Genomic DNA, 16,937 nt, shown 5'->3' on the forward strand with positions numbered 1-16,937 from the left:
GTTGTCTTATAGTTAATTTCGCTATCACAGTTTTTTAAAGCATTGTTGCCGTGCGACCAAGATTGGCTTGCGATGTCAATTTGTTGGCTTGGCAGGGCGGAAGGAGACGAAGAGGATGCGATTTGGTTGTGGTGAAATCATTCGGACTTGTTCGTGTGCAGTGGAAAGCTTTCGTTCAAGTTCAGCGCTGTTAAAAAATAATAAAACCATCGCCGATTCACACAGGAGACAACACCATGCAACTCGCCCGCATCCTCGCGCCGTCATTGCCGCGCCTCATTCGCCCAGCGCCATCTTTCTTTCGCAATCGCCAAACGGAATAGCGAAAGCATCCTGTTTGCAAACGGATTTCGACAAAGGCTCGGTCAACAGAGCCGGCTGCACAAGGCAGCATTTATCCCATTCAAGGAGAGCAAGATGGCGTCTGTATTCAAGCGCGCGGCCGGGTTACTTGCGCGAGTAACCGTTGCAGCGGTTGCCTTATCCGCATTCATGGCGGGGCCCGCGGCGTTCGCGGCCAATAATGATCCTGTCGTGCTGGTGCACGGCTTCCTCGGCTTCGGCCCCGACGAGTTGCAGGGCACCGGCTTCAAGTACTGGGGCGGCTTCAACGACGTCGAAGCGCACATGAAGACCTACAACGGCAGCCACCAGGTATATACCGCCGCGGTCGGGCCGGTCAGCTCGAACTGGGACCGCGCCGTCGAGCTGTACTACCAGATCAAGGGCGGCTGCACCGACTACGGCGCCCAGCGCACCGCCCAATTCGCCGCCTACGGCAAGATCCAGAAACCGGCCGGCAAATGCTGGGCCGCCGATCCCGACAACAACCCCAACCATTACCCGGTCGCGCTGTACCCGCAGTGGGACGCGGCCCACCCGATCCACCTGGTGTCGCACAGCCAGGGCGGGCAAACCGTGCGCACCCTGATCCAGCTGCTGGAAAACGGCTCGCCCAACGGCGACGAGGGCGGTGGCGCGCTCTACACCGGCGGCAAGATCGGCTGGGTCAAGAGCGCCACCACCATCTCCACTCCGCACAACGGCACCACCCTGCGCGACGTGATTATCGATTATGTGCCCAAGGTATCGGAACTGGCCGGCAAGATCGTCGAGGTGGCCGGCCTCGGCGGCAGCAGCAACCCGATCTACAAGTTCCGTCTGGAACAGTATGGCCTGGCGCAACAGCCGACCGAAACCTTCTGGCAATTCCTCGACCGTATCAAGGGCGCGCCGTTCTGGTCCTTGTCCAACCGCGATTCGGCGCAGTGGGAACTGGGCCCGGACGGCGCGAAGGCGTTGAACAGCTGGGTCAAGACCTCGCCCAACGTGTACTACTACTCGATCGGCGGCAAGGCGACCGAACAGGGCAGCTTCTGCTGCAATTCGACCGACCGCCTCATCGCGCCGTTCCAGAGCTCCAGCTACCAGTATGCGCGCGACGACATGATCTTCTTCATGAAGAACACCGCCGGCGAATGGGTGGTGCCCTCGCTTTTTGTGCCTGGCATGGGATCGTATACGCAGACCGATCCGAGCCGCGTGCTGATCGACAGCAGCTGGTTTGCGAATGATGGCGTGGTCAACACGGTCAGCATGAAGTCGCCGTCCGGGCAACCGGTGCGCAATTACGACGGCACCTCGGTGCGCGGCACCTGGAACTACCTCGGCTACTACAATCAGTACGACCACTTCGACGTGATCGGCTGGCTGCTCCCAAGCTCCTCGGTCTATCCGATTTACGACAACTTGACGAAAATCCTGTACGGCTTGTGACCGTGCGGGCATGCTCGAAAGATGGCGATGGAAATGAAAAAGATACTTGCATGGACAGGGGCGGCGGTGCTGACCACCTCCTTTTTCGTGTTTGTGATGTGGCCGGGCGAAAAGGCGGTGCAGCGCACCGCCGCCGAACCTGATCTTTTCAGCTTCATCAAGCCGATGGGCGACGAGCCGCCGGCGGACGCCAGCGCGCAGCCGGCGCCGGCATCCGGCACGACAGCGGCCGAGCAGGCGATTTCCTATGCCGCCGAGCAGCCTGCATTGCGCGACGTGCCGGACGCGACCATGAAAATCGCGGCAGCGCAGGAAAACGTGCAAAGGATGCGCCGCCGGGGGGCGAGCGAGGACGAGGTATACCGCATGCGTGCCGCGGAATTGTCGGCGCAAGCGGCGGCGCACCTGGGCAAAATGGAGCGGGATGAAAATGCATGGAATGCCCGCGTCGGCGCTTATCTGGCCGAGCGGGACAAACTGCTCGGCGGTAATAGCGGCATGTACCCTGAAGAAGCATTGCAGCAGTTGCGCAATGCGCGTTTTACCGCCGATGAACAGAAGCTGCTGACCACCTATGAAAGCGCAGGCTTTCCCCGGCTGACGCTGGAATGAGCCGCGCCGGGAGGCTGCCACCCGGACTATGATGAATGCGTGAACCGCGACGCAGACACCCCCGTCATCCTGTTCGGCGCCTTTGACCGCCACAATTTCGGCGATCTCCTGTTTCCGCATGTCGCCGCAGCCTTGCTCGGTCGGAAAAAACTCGTCTTCGCCGGATTGGCGCGGCGCGACTTGCGCCGTTTCGGCGGACATCGGGTGCAGGCGCTGGCGCAGCTAGCCGCGCAATGGAAAAACCGGCCGCTTCACATCCTCCACGCCGGCGGCGAACTCCTGACTTGCGATGCCTGGCAGGCCGCGGTGATGCTGTTGCCGCCGGGCCGGGCGCACGAAACCGTCATGCGCTTCGAGACGCATCCGCAGGATGGGCGGCAATGGGCGCGCCGCCTGCTGGGTCTTCCCGACTTGGCGCCTTATGTCGTAACGCGCGACCTGTTTCCAAGCGCAGGCAAGGTGATCTTCAATGCCGTCGGCGGCATGGACCTCGATGCGCGCGATCCAGACTTGCGCGGCGAGGTGCTGGCCAAGCTCGGCTTGGCCGACCGCATCGGCGTACGCGACGGCAGGACGCTGGCAATGCTGGACGCGGCGGGGATTGCGGCGTGCCTGATGCCCGATCCCGCGGTGATGGTGGCCGAGCTGTTCGGCGACGCGATAGGCACACGCTTGCGGCAAGGGGCGGTTGCGCAGGTATCGGCAGCTTTCCCGCAAGGGTACCTTGCCGTGCAGTTCAGCAGCGACTTCGGCGACGACAGGACGCTGGCCGCTATCGCCGCCCAGCTCGACCGCATTGCCCTTGCGCGCGGCCAAGGCATCGTGTTCTTCCGCGCCGGCGCGGCGCCGTGGCACGATGACCTCGACGCATACCGGCGCATCGCGGCCCACCTGAGCGCACAATGGCGCATATTCGACTCACTTCATCTCTGGGATATCTGTGCGCTGATCGCCGGCAGCCGGGCTTACGTTGGAAGCAGCCTGCACGGCAGGATCGTCGCGCTGGCGCACGCGGTCCCGCGCCTCAACCTGCGCTATCCGGCCCAGGCCGGACAGCTTTCCAAGCCGGAGGCGTTCGCCGCCGCCTGGGACGCGGCGCTGCCGGGCGCGGTGGAGGTGCACGAGATCGCGCGTGCCATCGAGCAGGCGCTGGCGGCGAATCCGGAACAATTGCGGGCTACCGCGAGAAACCTGGCGGCGCGCTACCGCATGGACTTCGCGGCGTTATGCGACGGACTGCAGTGAGTGCAATGCGGCTTCAGCCGCCAGCCGGCCATTCGCTGAAGGGGAAGGGCACGTCTTCGGAGGCAAAGGTCAGGAAGTTCACCACTTGCCGCATATAGAGTCCCAGGCTGCGGCCGAAGGATTGCAGGCGCGCGTTGGGCGCGCCGTTCACCAATGCCAGCACCAGCTGGATGACCGCCACGCAAAACAGCACCGTGCCGGACAACTGGTATGCAAAAGCCATCAGCACCATGAACAGGGCGCGCACCAGCAGGCTGCGTTCGCCGGTCGTGATAACGGGAGGATGATTCATGATGACTCCTTTCAACTAATCGCCGTCGCGCCCGAGCTTTTCCAGCTTGATGAGATGCTTTTTCACCGTCTCCGGTTTCATCTCGCCGGCCATGCCGATCAGGGTTTCGTTGATCGGCGCAATGCCCACGAAGCCGAGGATATTACGCTCGAGCGACTTGATGCTATGCGCGCGGAAATACCAGCGATAGATGGCGGCAGGCATGCCCATGGTGACGACCACGCGCGCGGAGCGGCCCTTCAGCGCCTTGTTGTTGAGCGGATTATTCCTGCCTTCGCGCGCGAACGCGAAGCCGGGGCGCGCCACCTGTTCCAGGAAACCCTTGAGCAGCGCGGGCATGTCGCCCAGCCAGAGCGGGAAAAACAGCACCAGGTGCTCGGCCCATTGAATGGACGCCTGCGCATCAGCCAAGCCCGGCGGCAGCGTACCGTCTTCCCATTCATGCTGGCTGCGCAGCAGCGGAAAATCGAGCGAGGCCACATCGATGCGCCGCAGCTCGTGACCGGCGGCAGCGGCGCCGGCCGCATAACTGTCTTCCAGCGCATGGCACAGGTGCCTCTGGCTATTGTCCGGATGACCTTGAATCAAGAGAATGCGTTTGCCCATGATTGCCTCCCTGACGATGGTTCAGGCTGACATGGTGCCGCCTCGATTTCCTTGATCCATCACAATCCGTTCAGGATTCGGGGGCAGGTTCAACCTTCCACCAGCGGGGCAGCAATGCCCGCACGTTAAGCCGCGCAAAGCGGTCATCGATCAGGTACACGACGCCGCGGTCGGATTGCGTGCGGATCACGCGGCCGGCCGCCTGCACCACCTTTTGCAGGCCCGGGTACAAGTAGGCATAGTCGTGGCCGGCGCCGAACGCGGCCTCCATGCGTTCCCTGATCTGTTCGTTGACCGGGTTGAACTGCGGCAGCCCGAGCGTCGCGACGAAGGCGCCCACCAGCCGTTCGCCGGGCAAGTCGATACCCTCGGCGAAAGCGCCGCCCAGCACGGCGAAGCCGATGCCGCATCCTTCCGGTGTGAAGCGCGCAAGGAATTGCTCGCGCTCTTGCTCATCCATGCGGCGCGATTGCTCCCAGGTCGGAATATCGGGATGGCGCGCGCGAAACAGTTCGGCCACGTCGCGCAGATAGTCGAAGCTGCTTAAAAAAGCGAGGTAATTGCCGGGCCGCTCGCGGTATTGCCGCGCCATCAGTTCGGCGATCGGCGCGAGCGACTGCGCGCGTTGCCGGTAGCGGGTGGAGATGCGGCCGGCAATCCGCACCGTCAGCTGCTCCGCCGTGAACGGCGACTCCACGTCGATGCAGGCCGTATCCTGCGGCATGCCCAGCATGTCGCGATAGAAGTGCCAGGGACTGAGCGTGGCGGAAAACAGGGTGGTCGTGCGCGCCGTCGCAAAGCGCGGCGCGAGGAAAGGCGCCGGGAGGATGTTCCTGATGCAGAGCGTCGAGCGGACATGGGCGCCATGCTGCTCCTTGGCGACATCGAACAGCGAGTGCGTATCGAACGACTCGCTCAGGCGCGAGAAATGCAGCGCATCGAAATAAAAACGCTGCAGGCCGCTGTTAACATAGGTCGGATTTTCGGCCAGGAAATCAGTGACCGCGCTGATTGCCTGCTGCAACGCGCCAGCAAACTTCGACGGAATTTCCGGGTAGGCGCGGTAAGGTTCGCCCTGTTCCTTGTGCAGCGCATTCCAGGCGCGGTTGAGCCGGTCCAGGCTTTTTTTGAGCGCGGCGGGTGCGGACTGGCGCATGAAGTGGAAGGCCGCTTGGTCCAGTTCCGCGCTGTACATCTTGCGGGCACGCTCGATCAGGTTGTGCGCCTCGTCCACCAGCACGGCGGCGTGCCACTGGTTGTCGAGCGTCAGGCCGTGCAGCAGCGCGCTGCTGTCGAAATAATAGTTGTAGTCGCCCACGACGACGTCGCACCAGCGTGCCAGCTCCTGGCCGAGATAGTAGGGGCAGACGCCGTGTTCGAGCGCGACGGCGCGCGTGGCGGCCCGGTCCAGCGCGCCGGCCGCGAGCGCCGCCTGTCTCGCCTGCGGCAGCCGGTCGTAGAAACCTCGCGCGAGCGGGCAGGATTCGCCGTGGCAAGCCTTGTCCGGATGCTCGCAGGCCTTGTCGCGTGCGATCAGTTCGAGCGTGCGCAGCGGCAGCGCCGGCGCGCTGCGTCTTATCTGGCCCAGCGCATCGAGCGCCAATGCGCGGCCTGAGGTTTTCGCCGTCAGGAAGAAGATCTTGTCGAGTTCCTGCGTCGGGCAGGCCTTCAGCAGCGGGAACATCGTGCCGACGGTCTTGCCGATGCCGGTCGGCGCTTGCGCCATCAGGCAACGGCCGCTGCTGGCCGCGCGATAGGCGGCTTCGGCCAGCTGGCGCTGCCCGGGGCGGAAGGCCGCATGCGGAAACCGCAGCGCGGCCAGCGCCTGGTCGCGCGCGGCGCGATGCGCCAGCTCCCGGTCGGCCCAGGCCAGGAAGCGTTCGCATTGCTCCTCGAAATATCGCTGGAGTTCGGCTGCCGCATGCTCCTCTACGAGCACGGTTTCTGTCTGGCTGCCGATCTCGAAGTAGACCAGCGCCAGGCGCAGTTCGGACAGCCCCATTTTCTGGCACAGCAGCCAGCCGTACATCTTCGCCTGCGCCCAGTGCAGGTGGCGGTGATTGTCGGGGATGGCGTCGAACTTGCCCTTGTAAGTCTTGATTTCCTCCAGCTGGTTCAAGGCCGGATCGTAGCCGTCGGCGCGGCCGCGCACCAGCAGGTGCTTGTATTGGCCGGACAGGCTGACTTCGGCATGATAGCCGGCGGCGCGGCGCGCGGTGACGGCGCCATGCCCGGCGATGCCTTCCTGCGCCGACGGCGAGGGCGTAAAGCGCAGGTCGAGGTCGCCTTTCCTGGCGGTGAACTCGGTCAGCGCGCGCACCGCGACCGTATATTTCACGCGCCTTCCTCCAGCCATTGCACATGGCAGACCGCGACCGGCATGGCATGCTCGTTGCAATAATCCAGCCAGCGAATCTGGTTGTCCTGCAGGCGATCTCCAGGGCCTTTCACCTCGATCATGCGGTAGCGCCTTTCGGCGGGCCAGAACTGGATCAGGTCCGGCAGGCCGGCGCGGTTGGACGGGATGTCCTGCAGGATGCGCTCGAACCATTTCTTCAGGTGGGCGGCTGGAATGCAGGCCAGCGCCATGTCCTTCAGCTCCCCGTCCAGGATGTCCCAGAACACGAAGGGCGACTGTATTCCCGCCTTGTGTTCGAAGTGACGGTTGATCGTCTCGACGTACTGGCCGGAGTCGAGCTGCGCCAGGCAGTGCGCAAATTCCCGCTCGCGCCGGAGGCGGAAGTCCTCGCTGTGCAGGTCGGCCGGACCGGTATGGAAAGGATGGAAAAAGGCGCCGGGAACGGCGGCGAAGATCGCTTGCCAGCACAGCAGTCCGAACAGCGAATTGATCAGCGTGTTTTCGACGTAGCGTACCGGCGCGTCCGGCTGCGCCAGATGCGCTCCGGCCAGCGCTTCCACGGAAAAATCGGTATCGGGGCGGGGCAGGACGAGCTCGATGCGCGCAACCGGCGACGCGGCGCGCGGTGCACTTTTCGGCAGGCCGAGCCGGCGCCGCAGCCGAGGCAGGATGCGTGCCAGCTGCTGGCTCTCGGCTTCGCTCTCGGGCGCATGGCTGGCGGCATCGGCCAGCGCGAAAGCGTCTTCGAACCGTTCGCACCGCTCCAGAACGCGGATGGCGCGCAGGCGCGCTTCGGGAAAGCGGCAGGTGGAATAGATCGCCAGCGCTTCGGGCAGCGCCGCGTTGCGCTCGTAGTGCTGCGCGATCCGGAACAGCAGCTTCTGGCGCCGGCGCTCCAGCCAGTCGTTGTCCAGCGCGGCGGGGAGTTCGCGCAGGATGTCTTCCGGCTGCTCGCCCTGTTCGAAGTGTTCGCCGCACTGATGCAGGTGCAAGCAGGCATCGACATCGGCACGCGTGCGAAAAGCCAGCGAGGACGCGGAAAACGCGACCTTTTCGTACTTGTAGATGCCAAGGTCGGACAGTACGAATTCCGACCAGTCCTGGCGGCAGTTGCCGAAGAAGATGAGCTTCAGGCGTTCGCACAGCGCATTGACCTGTACCTGGTACACGCACTCGCCGGCGCCGGGGTGCCATGCCTCGAAAGGGCGGGCTTCGGGAAATTCCATGCGCAGCGCTTCCAGCAGTTCAGCCTTGCGCGCATGAGCCTGGGGCAGGCGGAAGGCTTGCGCGACTTCCGCCTTGGTCAGCAGGGCGAACACCTGTTCCAGCGTCAGGTCCGGCCGGTCGTCGATCCAGCCCAGCTGTACCAGAGCCTGCGCCGCCTCCCTCACGCAGCCGATTTCCTCGTAGCGCAATTTGCTGGCACGGAACAGCTCTCCCTTGCGCATCACCATGCGCACCAGCAGCGCGCGCGACGGCTGAGGCAGCGCGGTAAAGCGCTCGATGAATGCCTGTTCCCCAGGAGTCAACAGGGCGCTGTAGCGCTCCGTAATCCACTCCAGCACCCGATGGAAATTGTCGAGGTAGTAGAAGCGGTTTTCGAGCGTCCGGATCATCGGGGGATGTGGTAAATCGGGCAAGGCATTATCGCGAAGCGCTGCTTCGTTCGCAACTTGTCAGCACTGCGAGACTACCGGACAAGGCTGAAAGTTTCACTGCGGATCGATTGAATTCTTCAATGAATCATTCTGACAGGAAATGGCATAATCGGCGGGTCAAAGAAATTGCCGTAAGTCAAAATACGTAGGCCAAACACTTCATGCAGACGTCACCGTTTTCCCGCACTACGCTTCATCACGTTTTCTCGCGCAAGAATTTGTCTTCCATCACGGCACTGATCGGTGCCGCCGGTTTCATGCTATCGCTGGTCATGGCCGTGGTCTTGGCTCAAGGCAATCTGGGCATGTTGGCAATCTGGCTTGCCGCGACGCTGGCCATGCTGGCTTTCATGCGCATTCATCGCAGGTGGCGCGCCATGTTCGAGCGGATTTATGCGTTGCAGCCGGCGCAGACGGTGCTGGCGGCGCGCAAGGATTGGCGGGGAAATGTGGAAGACGTGGTTTTCCGGGAGATCGCCACTTGAATCGTCGGTATCCCCGGCGCCATCGTGCGGAAGGCGGCGCCAGGGGAAGAACGCAGGGCGCACGCGCCGCCGCGTCCTGCGGCTAGTTATTCGCCGGCGTGCTTGATGCCTTCGTGCTGATGGCTCTGGATTTTTTCCTTGTGCTTGAGCACCTGACGGTCGAGCTTGTCGACCAGGCTGTCGATCGCTGCATACAAATCGTCGGCAAAGCTGTCCAGGTGAATCGCATTTCCCTTCATGCGGACGTTGACTTCGGCACGTTGACGCTTTTCCTTTTCGGTCAGCTGTTCGACGCCGAGGGTGACCGCGATATCGATGATCTGGTCGAAATGGCGCACCACCCGTTCCAGCTTGCTTGTTACGTAGTCCCGAAGTGCTGGGGTTACTTCGAGATGCTGTCCGGTGATTGTCAGGTTCATGCAGTTAACTCCAATTAAGATAAGAAACAGTAGCCGCCCCCCGGGCTGGCACTGTCGGCTGTGCAACGTGTGTGAAGCTTACAGGTTTGACACAGGGTTCGCGGATGATATGACGCTGGCAGACAGTCGATAAATGATTTAAATCAAAAACTCATGCAAACAAGCCATGTAAGAACCAGCGGATTTCTTCCCCGTTGCGCTCGCGGTAAATCCAGTAGCAAGCCGACGCTTCATCCTGCGCAATGAAGTAGTCGCGCACCGCCAGCGCGCCATCCCACCAGCCGGATTCGATTCTTTCCGGACCCTTGATCATTTTTAACGGAGAGCCGTAAAACGGCCGGTGCTCGCGCACGCTCAGCGCAAGCGGCTGGTCCAGTATCCAGAATGGCCGCTCGGCATGCGGCAGCACCGCAGCGGAGGGACGGACAGTCGCGGCGGCGGGAATCCAGGCGTTGCATAGCTCCGGCCGGTGATCCGCGCGCGGCGCGGGCGCCAGCACGCTCTGGTTGCCAAGGCGCGCGGTCAGCAACTCCAGCAGGCGGTGATCATCGGCGGGCGTGCCACCGGGCTCGGGGAACAGCGACCCGGCCGGCGGCAGCATCGGCTGCGTCTGCCCCGCTTCCAGGCGCAGCGCGATCACCGGGGCGGCGAGTTCGACGCGGCCGAGGCGCTCCTTCAGCAGCCTGGTCAGGTGCTCCTCATGCCAGGCCGGCGCGGCCAGCGCGATCTCGACTGGCGTGGGCGCGATCGCACTGCGCCCGCGCTCGTGCTGCAGCAGCAGCACGAAGCGCGATACCGCCAGCTGCTGCGCTACCAGCCAGCCGGCCATCTGCAGCAGCAGGCGGCGCGCGGCGAACAGGACCGCTTCGGCGTGCTCGATGCGGCCGGGCAGCTCCAGCCCCGCGGAAAATACCTTGGGCGCCTGCACCCACCGGAACAGCTCCGGCGCCAGCCCGTAGGCGCGGTCGAGCGCTTCCAGCGTCTCCTTGCCGGTGCGTCGCTGCAGTCCGGCGCGCGGCAGCCGGCGCGCATCTCCCAGGGTGTGGCAGCCGATCCCGGCCAGCCATTCATGGTAGGGGCGCAGCGCGGGCAGCAGCGTGCAGGGCTGGGCATTGAGCCGGCGCGCCATGCTGTCGATGCGGATCACGCGCCGCGCCAGCGGCATGCGGCCGCGCGCGAGCAGCCAGGCGCCCAGGGCGGTCGGCGCCATGCCGAGCCGCGGCGTGAAGCCGAGTGCGGCGACGGTGCCGCGCACCAGGCGGCACAGCGCCAGCCGCCCGCCGAATGCGCGCAGGCTGGCGGTCACATCCAGCAGCAGGCTCGATTCTTCGGCGAGCGCGACTTCCGGCGTGTACCGCAGCAGCGCGAGGGCGATGTCGCGCAGCGCGTCCTGCTCCCGCAGGGCGTCGCGCTCGTGCAGCTGCGCATCGGGGCAGATGGCCTGCACGCCGGCACGCCGCATGCCGCTGCGCACGCAGGCCGCGGCGGCGTGGACGCTCATCGCCAGCGCCCGCCCGCGCTCGATGACGACGTGCCTGCCCGGCTCACACCAGCGCGGCAGGAAGGTTTCGAGCGGCAGCTGCGGCAGGTACACGGCGATCCAGGCGCGCATGGGAGACAGGGGTAATGGAAGGGGCAAGTGAGGCCGGAGCGGACGGCAGGCCGTCCAGCGCGAGATGGAGCGGCGCGCCTTGCAGCGGGCCGCGCCGCTTGACGATGGCGATCTTGACACCGCCGTTGGCGGGGTGCAGCGCCAGCCGCAGCGGCGCGGGCGATGCATCCTGTGCGCCGGCGAGCGGACGCATGGCCCAGAACAGGATGTCAGCGGCTTGCGCGGCCAAGTGCAGGCGCCGCAGCGCTTCCGGGCGGGCATGGGTTGGCCAGAACAGCAAGGCGCCGCAACTGCCGTTGCGCAGGATCTGTTCCGCGCTCCACATGGCATCGGCGCTGCGCGCGGCCCTGACCCAGAGCAGGCGCTCGGCGGGCAAGCCCCATGCGCTCCAGGCAGCGGCCTGCGGCGCATGGGGCGGCTGCACCAGGGCGATGCGGCGCTTTGGCGCGATGCCAGCCAAGGCAGGACGCAGCAGTTGCATTTCACCGATGCCCGCCTGCCGCAGCAGCAATTCGATCAAGGCCGCACTCGGCCAGCCGCCGCCGGGCAGTTCCCGGTCCAGCGCCGCATAACCGGTGGGCGCGACCGCGGAGCGGTGCGAACCCAGCTGGCTGGCGCGCCAGACTGCATCCGGCAGGGCGGGGGAAACTAATGCGGGCATCGCACCTCCTAGTTATTCTTTTGAGCGATCGGTTATTTATTTTGCTGTATAAATATACAGTATAATTCGGCGGCCGGATAGTCATCCCCAGGCGATGGCGCGGCCCGATTTTCCCAAGCTGCTTTTCATGCAAACCCGCATCACTTCGGTCGGACTGCTGGTCAAGACTAACCCCGCCGACAGTTTCGAATACCCGCATCACATCGATCGCGCCAGCCTCGATGCGCTGCCGCCGAAGCCGGGCATTTACATCTTTCGCGACGAACAGGACCGGCCGCTTTATGTCGGCAAGAGCGTCAGCATCCGTACCCGCGTGCTGTCGCACCTGCGCACGCCGGAAGAGGCGCGCATGTTGAAGCAAAGCCGCCATGTGGAATTTCGCCGCACCGCCGGCGAGATCGGGGCGCTGCTGCTGGAGTCCCGCCTGATCAAGGAATTGCAGCCGCTGCACAACAAGAAGCTGCGCCGCACCCGCGAAATGTGTTCATTGCGCCTGCTGCCGGAGGCTATGTCGATGCCGGAAATCGTGTATGCGCGCGAGCACGACTTCGCTTGCACGGATCACCTGTATGGATTGTTCGCCACGCGCAAGGCCGCGCTGGAAAAGCTGCGCGCCATTGTCGATGCGGAACGGCTGTGTCCAGCCATGGCCGGTCTGGAATCGCCCACGCGCGGCCGGGCCTGCTTTGCACGGCAGATCGGACGCTGTCTTGGCGCATGCACCGGGGACGAGCCGGCGCACGGCCATCACCGCCGCTTGCAGGCAGCGCTGGAAGCGATGCGGGTCGTTGCCTGGCCCTATGCCGGGCCGATGGGTATCGTGGAAGAGTGCGATGGATGGGTGCAGACCCATGTGATCGACCGCTGGTTTTATCTCGGGTCGATCGACCATGCCGAAAGCGCGACACAACTCAAGCGTCCGACCGGGCGCACATTCGATATCGACACCTACAAGATTCTCGTCAAGCCAATGATGCGCCGGGAATTGCGCATCGAGCCGGTAGTGTTCTCAATCAAGAAATAGCGTTCACCATCACGCCGCGTCCGACACGGTGTTCATTGGCTTTGCGCCAATGAGCACACCGGTCAGGTCGCTGCTTTTCTCCGGTTATTTGGGAGTTGCCGGCGTCGTGGAGGAAGACGAGGATGAGCCGCCCGGTGGAGTGGTGGTAGTGGTACTGCTGCTTCCATCCGGCGATGTGGTGGTGGTGGTGCTGCCAGGAGGCGTAGCTGCCGAGCCGCCGGCGCTCCCCGTCGCTCCGCCGGTCGTGCCGCTGGTACCTCCGGGAGGTGTGCTGGCGCTCGGTGCACCACCTGCGCTGCCACCCGCCGCGCCGCTTTCGGGTGCGGTGGTGGTGCCGGCCGTACCGCTCGCCGAGCCTGAGGTGCTGCCGGCCGAGCCTGAGGTGCTGCCGGCCGTGCCGGAGCTGGGGGCGCTGCTGGTGGCGCCGCTAGGGGCTTCCGTCGACTCTTTCTTCCCGCATGCAGTGACCGCAAGAGCGGCTACCAATGCCGCGAGCAATACTGAGTATTTCATGTTGGTTCCTCTCAAGAAATATAGTTGTAGATTGAGTACTCGGCTTATTGGAGAAACCACGAAAGCGTAAGTGCCGATGCAAACATTGATAAATATCAGTCGCTAATATGTTTTTTTCAAGATCTGAGTTTGCCTTGTTTGCAATCGGACAGCGTGGGTAACGAATGTTGACGTATGGCAACTTTTATATGCGCATAGCCGGTATAATCGGTTGCAAAAATTCAAGGATCAAGGTTGCGAGGGCCGCCCGGACCGTGCATGGTTCTCAGCCGGCAGCAAGCACCTTGGGAGGACCATGAACAAATCTTCATTACGCCGCCAACTGGTCTGGCCGTACGTGCTGCTCGTGCTATTCGTCTCGGTGACGATCGGCTGGGTGTCGTATCGCGCCGGCGAGGAAGCGGTGCAGACGCTGTCGCAGCGCGTGCTGGCGGACATGGCGGCGCGGATCGGCAGCGCCACCGAACAGCATCTGGCCGGCGCGCTCACTGCGCTCAACGCGGCGGCGCCCGACCCGCGCACGCTTCCCCGGGAGCAGCCGTTTCCCGACGATCTGGCCGTGCTCGAACAGCGCTTCTGGACAGCCAGCGGCCTGTTCGTCGACATCAACAACTACGTCTATTTCGGCGGTACGGACGGGCGCTTCGTCGGCGTCGACCGGGTCAACAAGGATCTGGTGGAACTCTATTGGCGCGAACCTGGCGCCGGCAAGCGCACGGTCTATGCGGTGAAGGCTCCCGGCGACCGTGGCCGCGTGCTGCGCACCGACGACTACGATCCGCGCAAGCGCCCCTGGTATGTGGCGGCTGTCAGGCAAAGCAAGCCGGTTTGGTCGCCGGTGTACAACGATTTCTCATCGCAGGAACCGACCATCACGCTGGCCAAGGCGGTGCGTCGCGCCGACCACAGCGTGGCCGGCGTGCTGGCGACCGACGTCACGCTGCGCATGCTGACGGATTTCCTGCGCACGCTGGCGATCAGCGAGCACGGCGTGGCGTTCGTGATGGACAGCGACGGTGTCATGATCGCCACTTCGGGCAGCGAGCTGCCTTTCAAGATGGCACAGGGCGCGCCCGTACCCCGCCGCATCGAGGAAATGCAGACGCCGCTAATCCGCGAGGCCTATGCCAAGGTGCTGGAATGGAAAAACCGGGAAGCCGGCGGCGAAGCGGCAGGCGAAAACAACTTCACGGCCATCGCCGGCTCGCTCGAGATCGCCGCCAGCCGGCTCGGGCAAAAGTACGGCGTGGACTGGATCAGCGTGGTGGTCGTGCCGCGCTCGGACTTCATGGGCGGCGTCACGCGCAGCGTCATCCAGAGCATTTTCATCGCCGCCTTCTGCGTCATCGCCGCGCTGGTGCTCGGGCTGTCGCTGCTGAACCGGGTGCTTAATGATATCCGCCAGCTCACCGTCGCGGCCAGGAAGATCGGCGACGGCGAGCCGCTGCCGGCGCTGAACATCCGCCGCCGCGACGAAATCGGCCAGCTGGCGATGAGCTTCAGCGAGATGGAACACAACCTGCGCATCGACAAGCTGACCGCGGTGTTCAACCGCGCATCGCTGATCGCGCAGATCGGTTTTTTGCGGCGCCAGCTCGCGCAGAAGGGAGGCGAACGGCCCAGCTTCGCGCTGCTGTTCATCGACCTCGATAATTTCAAGACCATCAACGACCAGTGCGGCCACAGCGCCGGCGACCAGGTGCTGGTCGCGGTCGCTGCGCGCCTGAAGGAGGCGGTGCGTGTCTCCGACGTGGTGGCGCGCTACGGCGGCGACGAGTTCGTGGTGCTGCTCAAGGGTGTGACCGACGCCGATGCCGTGATCGCGACCGAGAACAAGATCCGCGAGATCGTGGAAGAGCCGGTGCAGCTTGAGCATGGCACGGCGCAGGTCGGCGTATCGATCGGCTGGGCGCTTTTCCCGCAGGATGGCGAGGATGTCGACGCGCTCATGAAGATCGCCGACCAGCGCATGTTCGACGCCAAGAAAAGCCGCAAGGTAGGGCGCTAGCGGCAGCGCCGTCACGCAGGCTTCACGTAATTGCGCAGGAAGGTGCGGGTTTCGCTGTCGGGGAAGACGATGGTCACCTTGTCGCCCTGCGACGAAACGACCCTTCCTTCGCCGAACCTGGGTACCCTGACGGCGCTTCCGCTGGCGAGGGCCGGAGGCGTGTCGCCGGACGGCGGGATATGGTGCCGCACGTGTTCCGGCGCGAGCGACTGTTCCGGCGGACGCAGGCAGTTGTCGCAGCGGCCGCAGCGTTCCCAGTCGACTTGCTCGCCGAAATAGTCGAGCATCACTTTCCATCGGCAAAAGCCGGTCTGAGCATAGAACACCATGCGTTCCAGCGCTTCGTGGTCGCGTGCGCTCTTGTCGCGATAGGTGTCGACCAGTTGCGCCAGTTCGCGCGGCTTGGCCTGGCGCTTCTGCAAACGGTAGGAAAGGTTGTCGTCCTGCGCCACCAGCCCGCCATCCTTGAGCAGCTTCAATGCCACATGCAGCTTGCTGTCCGAAATCTGTTCCAGCGCTTCATGCAGGCGCGCGAACGGCACGGCCGGATATTCCGCCGCCAGTTCCTGCAGCGCCGCATAGATGGCCGTCAGGTCGTCCACGCCGGGGTAGCGCCGCGCCAGGAAAAACTGCTGTACCTGCTTGTCCTTCAGATAGTGCAGCAACGTGCATTCGGACGGCTCGCCGTCGCGCCCGGCGCGGCCCGATTCCTGGTAGTACGCTTCCAGGTTGGCGGGCAACTGGTAGTGGATCACGAAGCGGATGTCGCGCTTGTCGATGCCCATGCCGAACGCGTTGGTGGCGACCATGATGCGCGCCTGGCCGTTCATGAACAGATCCTGGTTGCGGGTACGCGTCCTGGCCGGCAGCTGTCCGTGGTAGTAGGTCACGTTTTCTCCGGCCTGCAGCAATATCTCGGCCAGCTCTTCGACCGCCTTGACGGTGGCGGCATAGACGATGCCGGCGCCATGCGATTCGCGGACAAGGCGCAGGGCATGGGTCGCTTTTTCCGCTTCGTCGGTTGCAGCAATTACACGATAGTGCAGATTTGGCCGATAGATGCCGGTATTGATGACCTGCATTTCCGGCAAGCCGAGCTGCTTGCGGATATCGGCAACGACCTCGTCGGTGGCGGTGGCCGTCAGCGCCAGCACGGTCGGATGCCCGAGCGCGTCGATGGCCGCGCCGAGCTGCAGATAGCTTGGCCGGAAATCGTGCCCCCATTGCGAAATGCAATGCGCTTCGTCGATCACGAACAGGCTGACCTTGCCCTGCCGGATCGTGGACAGGAAATCGGGATCGGACAGGCGTTCCGGCGTGGCGAACACGAATTCGTTGGCTGCGCTTTCGATGCTTTGCAGGGCGGTTTCCTCCTCGCGGCGGGTGAGCGTGCTATTGACCTCCGTGGTGGCGACGCCCTTGTCTTCCAGCTTGGATGCCTGGTCCTTCATCAGCGCGATGAGGGGCGAAACCACCACCGTCGTACCGGGAATCTTCAGCGCGGGAAGCTGGTAGCACAATGATTTTCCAGCGCCGCTGGGCATAACGGCGAGTGTGTCGCGGCCTGCCAGCACGCTTTCGATGACATCCTGCTGCCCCGGCCGCAGCTTGTCGATGCCGAATGCTTCCTGCAGCGTTGCCTGCCAGGTGTCGTCCCCGGGCATGTG

General features: G+C 64.0%; 15 protein-coding genes. 7 read left to right on the forward strand and 8 right to left on the reverse strand.

The genetic code is table 11. The annotated features are described in order from the left end of the window. Positions 1–417: 417 nt before the first annotated feature. The 3 genes from FAY22_RS07155 to FAY22_RS07165 are packed head-to-tail and all read left to right on the forward strand — an operon-like array spanning position 418 to position 3,633. Positions 418–1,776: a triacylglycerol lipase gene (locus FAY22_RS07155; RefSeq protein WP_146329573.1), complete on the forward strand. Its 1,359-nt coding sequence runs from the start codon at positions 418–420 to the stop codon at positions 1,774–1,776. Between the two features lie 33 nt (positions 1,777–1,809). Continuing rightward, positions 1,810–2,388, forward strand: a complete 579-nt coding sequence (locus tag FAY22_RS07160; RefSeq protein WP_168204788.1) for a lipase secretion chaperone — start codon at positions 1,810–1,812, stop codon at positions 2,386–2,388. A gap of 39 nt (positions 2,389–2,427) precedes the next feature. Further along, positions 2,428–3,633 (forward strand): polysaccharide pyruvyl transferase family protein, encoded by a 1,206-nt coding sequence (locus FAY22_RS07165; protein ID WP_246860690.1) that lies wholly within the window; start codon positions 2,428–2,430, stop codon positions 3,631–3,633. Positions 3,634–3,646: 13 nt separating this feature from the next. Here the strand turns inward: FAY22_RS07165 and FAY22_RS07170 are convergent, their stop codons facing one another. The 4 genes from FAY22_RS07170 to FAY22_RS07185 all read right to left on the reverse strand — a co-directional run bounded on the left by FAY22_RS07170 (position 3,647) and on the right by FAY22_RS07185 (position 8,506). Then, positions 3,647–3,925, reverse strand: coding sequence for a DUF4389 domain-containing protein (locus FAY22_RS07170; protein WP_146329575.1), 279 nt, complete (start codon positions 3,923–3,925; stop codon positions 3,647–3,649). A 15-nt stretch (positions 3,926–3,940) separates the two neighbouring features. Beyond that, the gene (locus FAY22_RS07175) at positions 3,941–4,531 is read right to left on the reverse strand and encodes an NAD(P)H-dependent oxidoreductase (protein WP_371417379.1); all 591 of its coding nucleotides are present in this window, start codon (positions 4,529–4,531) and stop codon (positions 3,941–3,943) included. Positions 4,532–4,601: 70 nt separating this feature from the next. Next, the gene (locus tag FAY22_RS07180; protein WP_146329577.1) at positions 4,602–6,887 is read right to left on the reverse strand and encodes an ATP-dependent DNA helicase; all 2,286 of its coding nucleotides are present in this window, start codon (positions 6,885–6,887) and stop codon (positions 4,602–4,604) included. Next, complete coding sequence (locus FAY22_RS07185) at positions 6,866–8,506, reverse strand: VRR-NUC domain-containing protein (RefSeq protein WP_146329578.1); 1,641 nt, start codon at positions 8,504–8,506, stop codon at positions 6,866–6,868. The genes FAY22_RS07180 and FAY22_RS07185 overlap by 22 nt, the downstream gene beginning before the upstream one ends. 299 nt (positions 8,507–8,805) lie before the next feature. On the opposite strand from FAY22_RS07185, the gene FAY22_RS07190 reads away from it, so the two are divergent. Then, positions 8,806–9,033 (forward strand): hypothetical protein, encoded by a 228-nt coding sequence (locus tag FAY22_RS07190; RefSeq protein ID WP_146329579.1) that lies wholly within the window; start codon positions 8,806–8,808, stop codon positions 9,031–9,033. A gap of 86 nt (positions 9,034–9,119) precedes the next feature. Here the strand turns inward: FAY22_RS07190 and hpf are convergent, their stop codons facing one another. From hpf to imuA, 3 genes are all read right to left on the reverse strand, one after another. Continuing rightward, entirely contained in the window at positions 9,120–9,452 is a 333-nt protein-coding gene (hpf, locus tag FAY22_RS07195) for a ribosome hibernation-promoting factor, HPF/YfiA family (protein ID WP_146329580.1), read from the reverse strand. A 151-nt stretch (positions 9,453–9,603) separates the two neighbouring features. Continuing rightward, positions 9,604–11,064, reverse strand: a complete 1,461-nt coding sequence (locus FAY22_RS07200; RefSeq protein ID WP_146329581.1) for a DNA polymerase Y family protein — start codon at positions 11,062–11,064, stop codon at positions 9,604–9,606. After that, the gene (gene imuA / locus FAY22_RS07205; RefSeq protein WP_146329582.1) at positions 10,997–11,725 is read right to left on the reverse strand and encodes a translesion DNA synthesis-associated protein ImuA; all 729 of its coding nucleotides are present in this window, start codon (positions 11,723–11,725) and stop codon (positions 10,997–10,999) included. Before imuA ends, FAY22_RS07200 begins: the two co-directional genes overlap by 68 nt. 127 nt (positions 11,726–11,852) lie before the next feature. Between imuA and FAY22_RS07210 the strand changes: the two genes are divergently transcribed. From FAY22_RS07210 to FAY22_RS07220, 3 genes are all read left to right on the forward strand, one after another. Next, positions 11,853–12,749, forward strand: coding sequence for an endonuclease (locus tag FAY22_RS07210; RefSeq protein ID WP_146329583.1), 897 nt, complete (start codon positions 11,853–11,855; stop codon positions 12,747–12,749). A 49-nt stretch (positions 12,750–12,798) separates the two neighbouring features. Continuing rightward, positions 12,799–13,332, forward strand: coding sequence for a hypothetical protein (locus FAY22_RS07215; RefSeq protein ID WP_146329584.1), 534 nt, complete (start codon positions 12,799–12,801; stop codon positions 13,330–13,332). A 225-nt stretch (positions 13,333–13,557) separates the two neighbouring features. Further along, positions 13,558–15,270, forward strand: a complete 1,713-nt coding sequence (locus tag FAY22_RS07220) for a diguanylate cyclase (RefSeq protein WP_146329585.1) — start codon at positions 13,558–13,560, stop codon at positions 15,268–15,270. Between the two features lie 11 nt (positions 15,271–15,281). Here FAY22_RS07220 and FAY22_RS07225 read toward each other — a convergent pair whose 3' ends face one another. After that, positions 15,282–16,934: an ATP-dependent DNA helicase RecQ gene (locus FAY22_RS07225; RefSeq protein ID WP_146329586.1), complete on the reverse strand. Its 1,653-nt coding sequence runs from the start codon at positions 16,932–16,934 to the stop codon at positions 15,282–15,284. Positions 16,935–16,937: the final 3 nt, after the last annotated feature.

The organism is Noviherbaspirillum sp. UKPF54 (assembly GCF_007874125.1).
Lineage (GTDB): Bacteria > Pseudomonadota > Gammaproteobacteria > Burkholderiales > Burkholderiaceae_D > Noviherbaspirillum.

Coding starts and splice junctions, on each gene's coding strand:
- FAY22_RS07155 (WP_146329573.1), top strand. CDS start 418: ATGGCGTCTGTATTCAAGCGCGCGGCCGGGTTACTTGCGCGAGTAACC.
- FAY22_RS07160 (WP_168204788.1), top strand. CDS start 1,810: ATGAAAAAGATACTTGCATGGACAGGGGCGGCGGTGCTGACCACCTCC.
- FAY22_RS07170 (WP_146329575.1), bottom strand. CDS start 3,925: ATGAATCATCCTCCCGTTATCACGACCGGCGAACGCAGCCTGCTGGTG.
- FAY22_RS07175 (WP_371417379.1), bottom strand. CDS start 4,531: ATGGGCAAACGCATTCTCTTGATTCAAGGTCATCCGGACAATAGCCAG.
- FAY22_RS07180 (WP_146329577.1), bottom strand. CDS start 6,887: ATGGCTGGAGGAAGGCGCGTGAAATATACGGTCGCGGTGCGCGCGCTG.
- FAY22_RS07185 (WP_146329578.1), bottom strand. CDS start 8,506: ATGATCCGGACGCTCGAAAACCGCTTCTACTACCTCGACAATTTCCAT.
- FAY22_RS07190 (WP_146329579.1), top strand. CDS start 8,806: ATGCTATCGCTGGTCATGGCCGTGGTCTTGGCTCAAGGCAATCTGGGC.
- hpf (WP_146329580.1), bottom strand. CDS start 9,452: ATGAACCTGACAATCACCGGACAGCATCTCGAAGTAACCCCAGCACTT.
- FAY22_RS07200 (WP_146329581.1), bottom strand. CDS start 11,064: ATGCGCGCCTGGATCGCCGTGTACCTGCCGCAGCTGCCGCTCGAAACC.
- imuA (WP_146329582.1), bottom strand. CDS start 11,725: ATGCCCGCATTAGTTTCCCCCGCCCTGCCGGATGCAGTCTGGCGCGCC.
- FAY22_RS07210 (WP_146329583.1), top strand. CDS start 11,853: ATGCAAACCCGCATCACTTCGGTCGGACTGCTGGTCAAGACTAACCCC.
- FAY22_RS07215 (WP_146329584.1), top strand. CDS start 12,799: ATGAGCACACCGGTCAGGTCGCTGCTTTTCTCCGGTTATTTGGGAGTT.
- FAY22_RS07220 (WP_146329585.1), top strand. CDS start 13,558: ATGAACAAATCTTCATTACGCCGCCAACTGGTCTGGCCGTACGTGCTG.
- FAY22_RS07225 (WP_146329586.1), bottom strand. CDS start 16,934: ATGCCCGGGGACGACACCTGGCAGGCAACGCTGCAGGAAGCATTCGGC.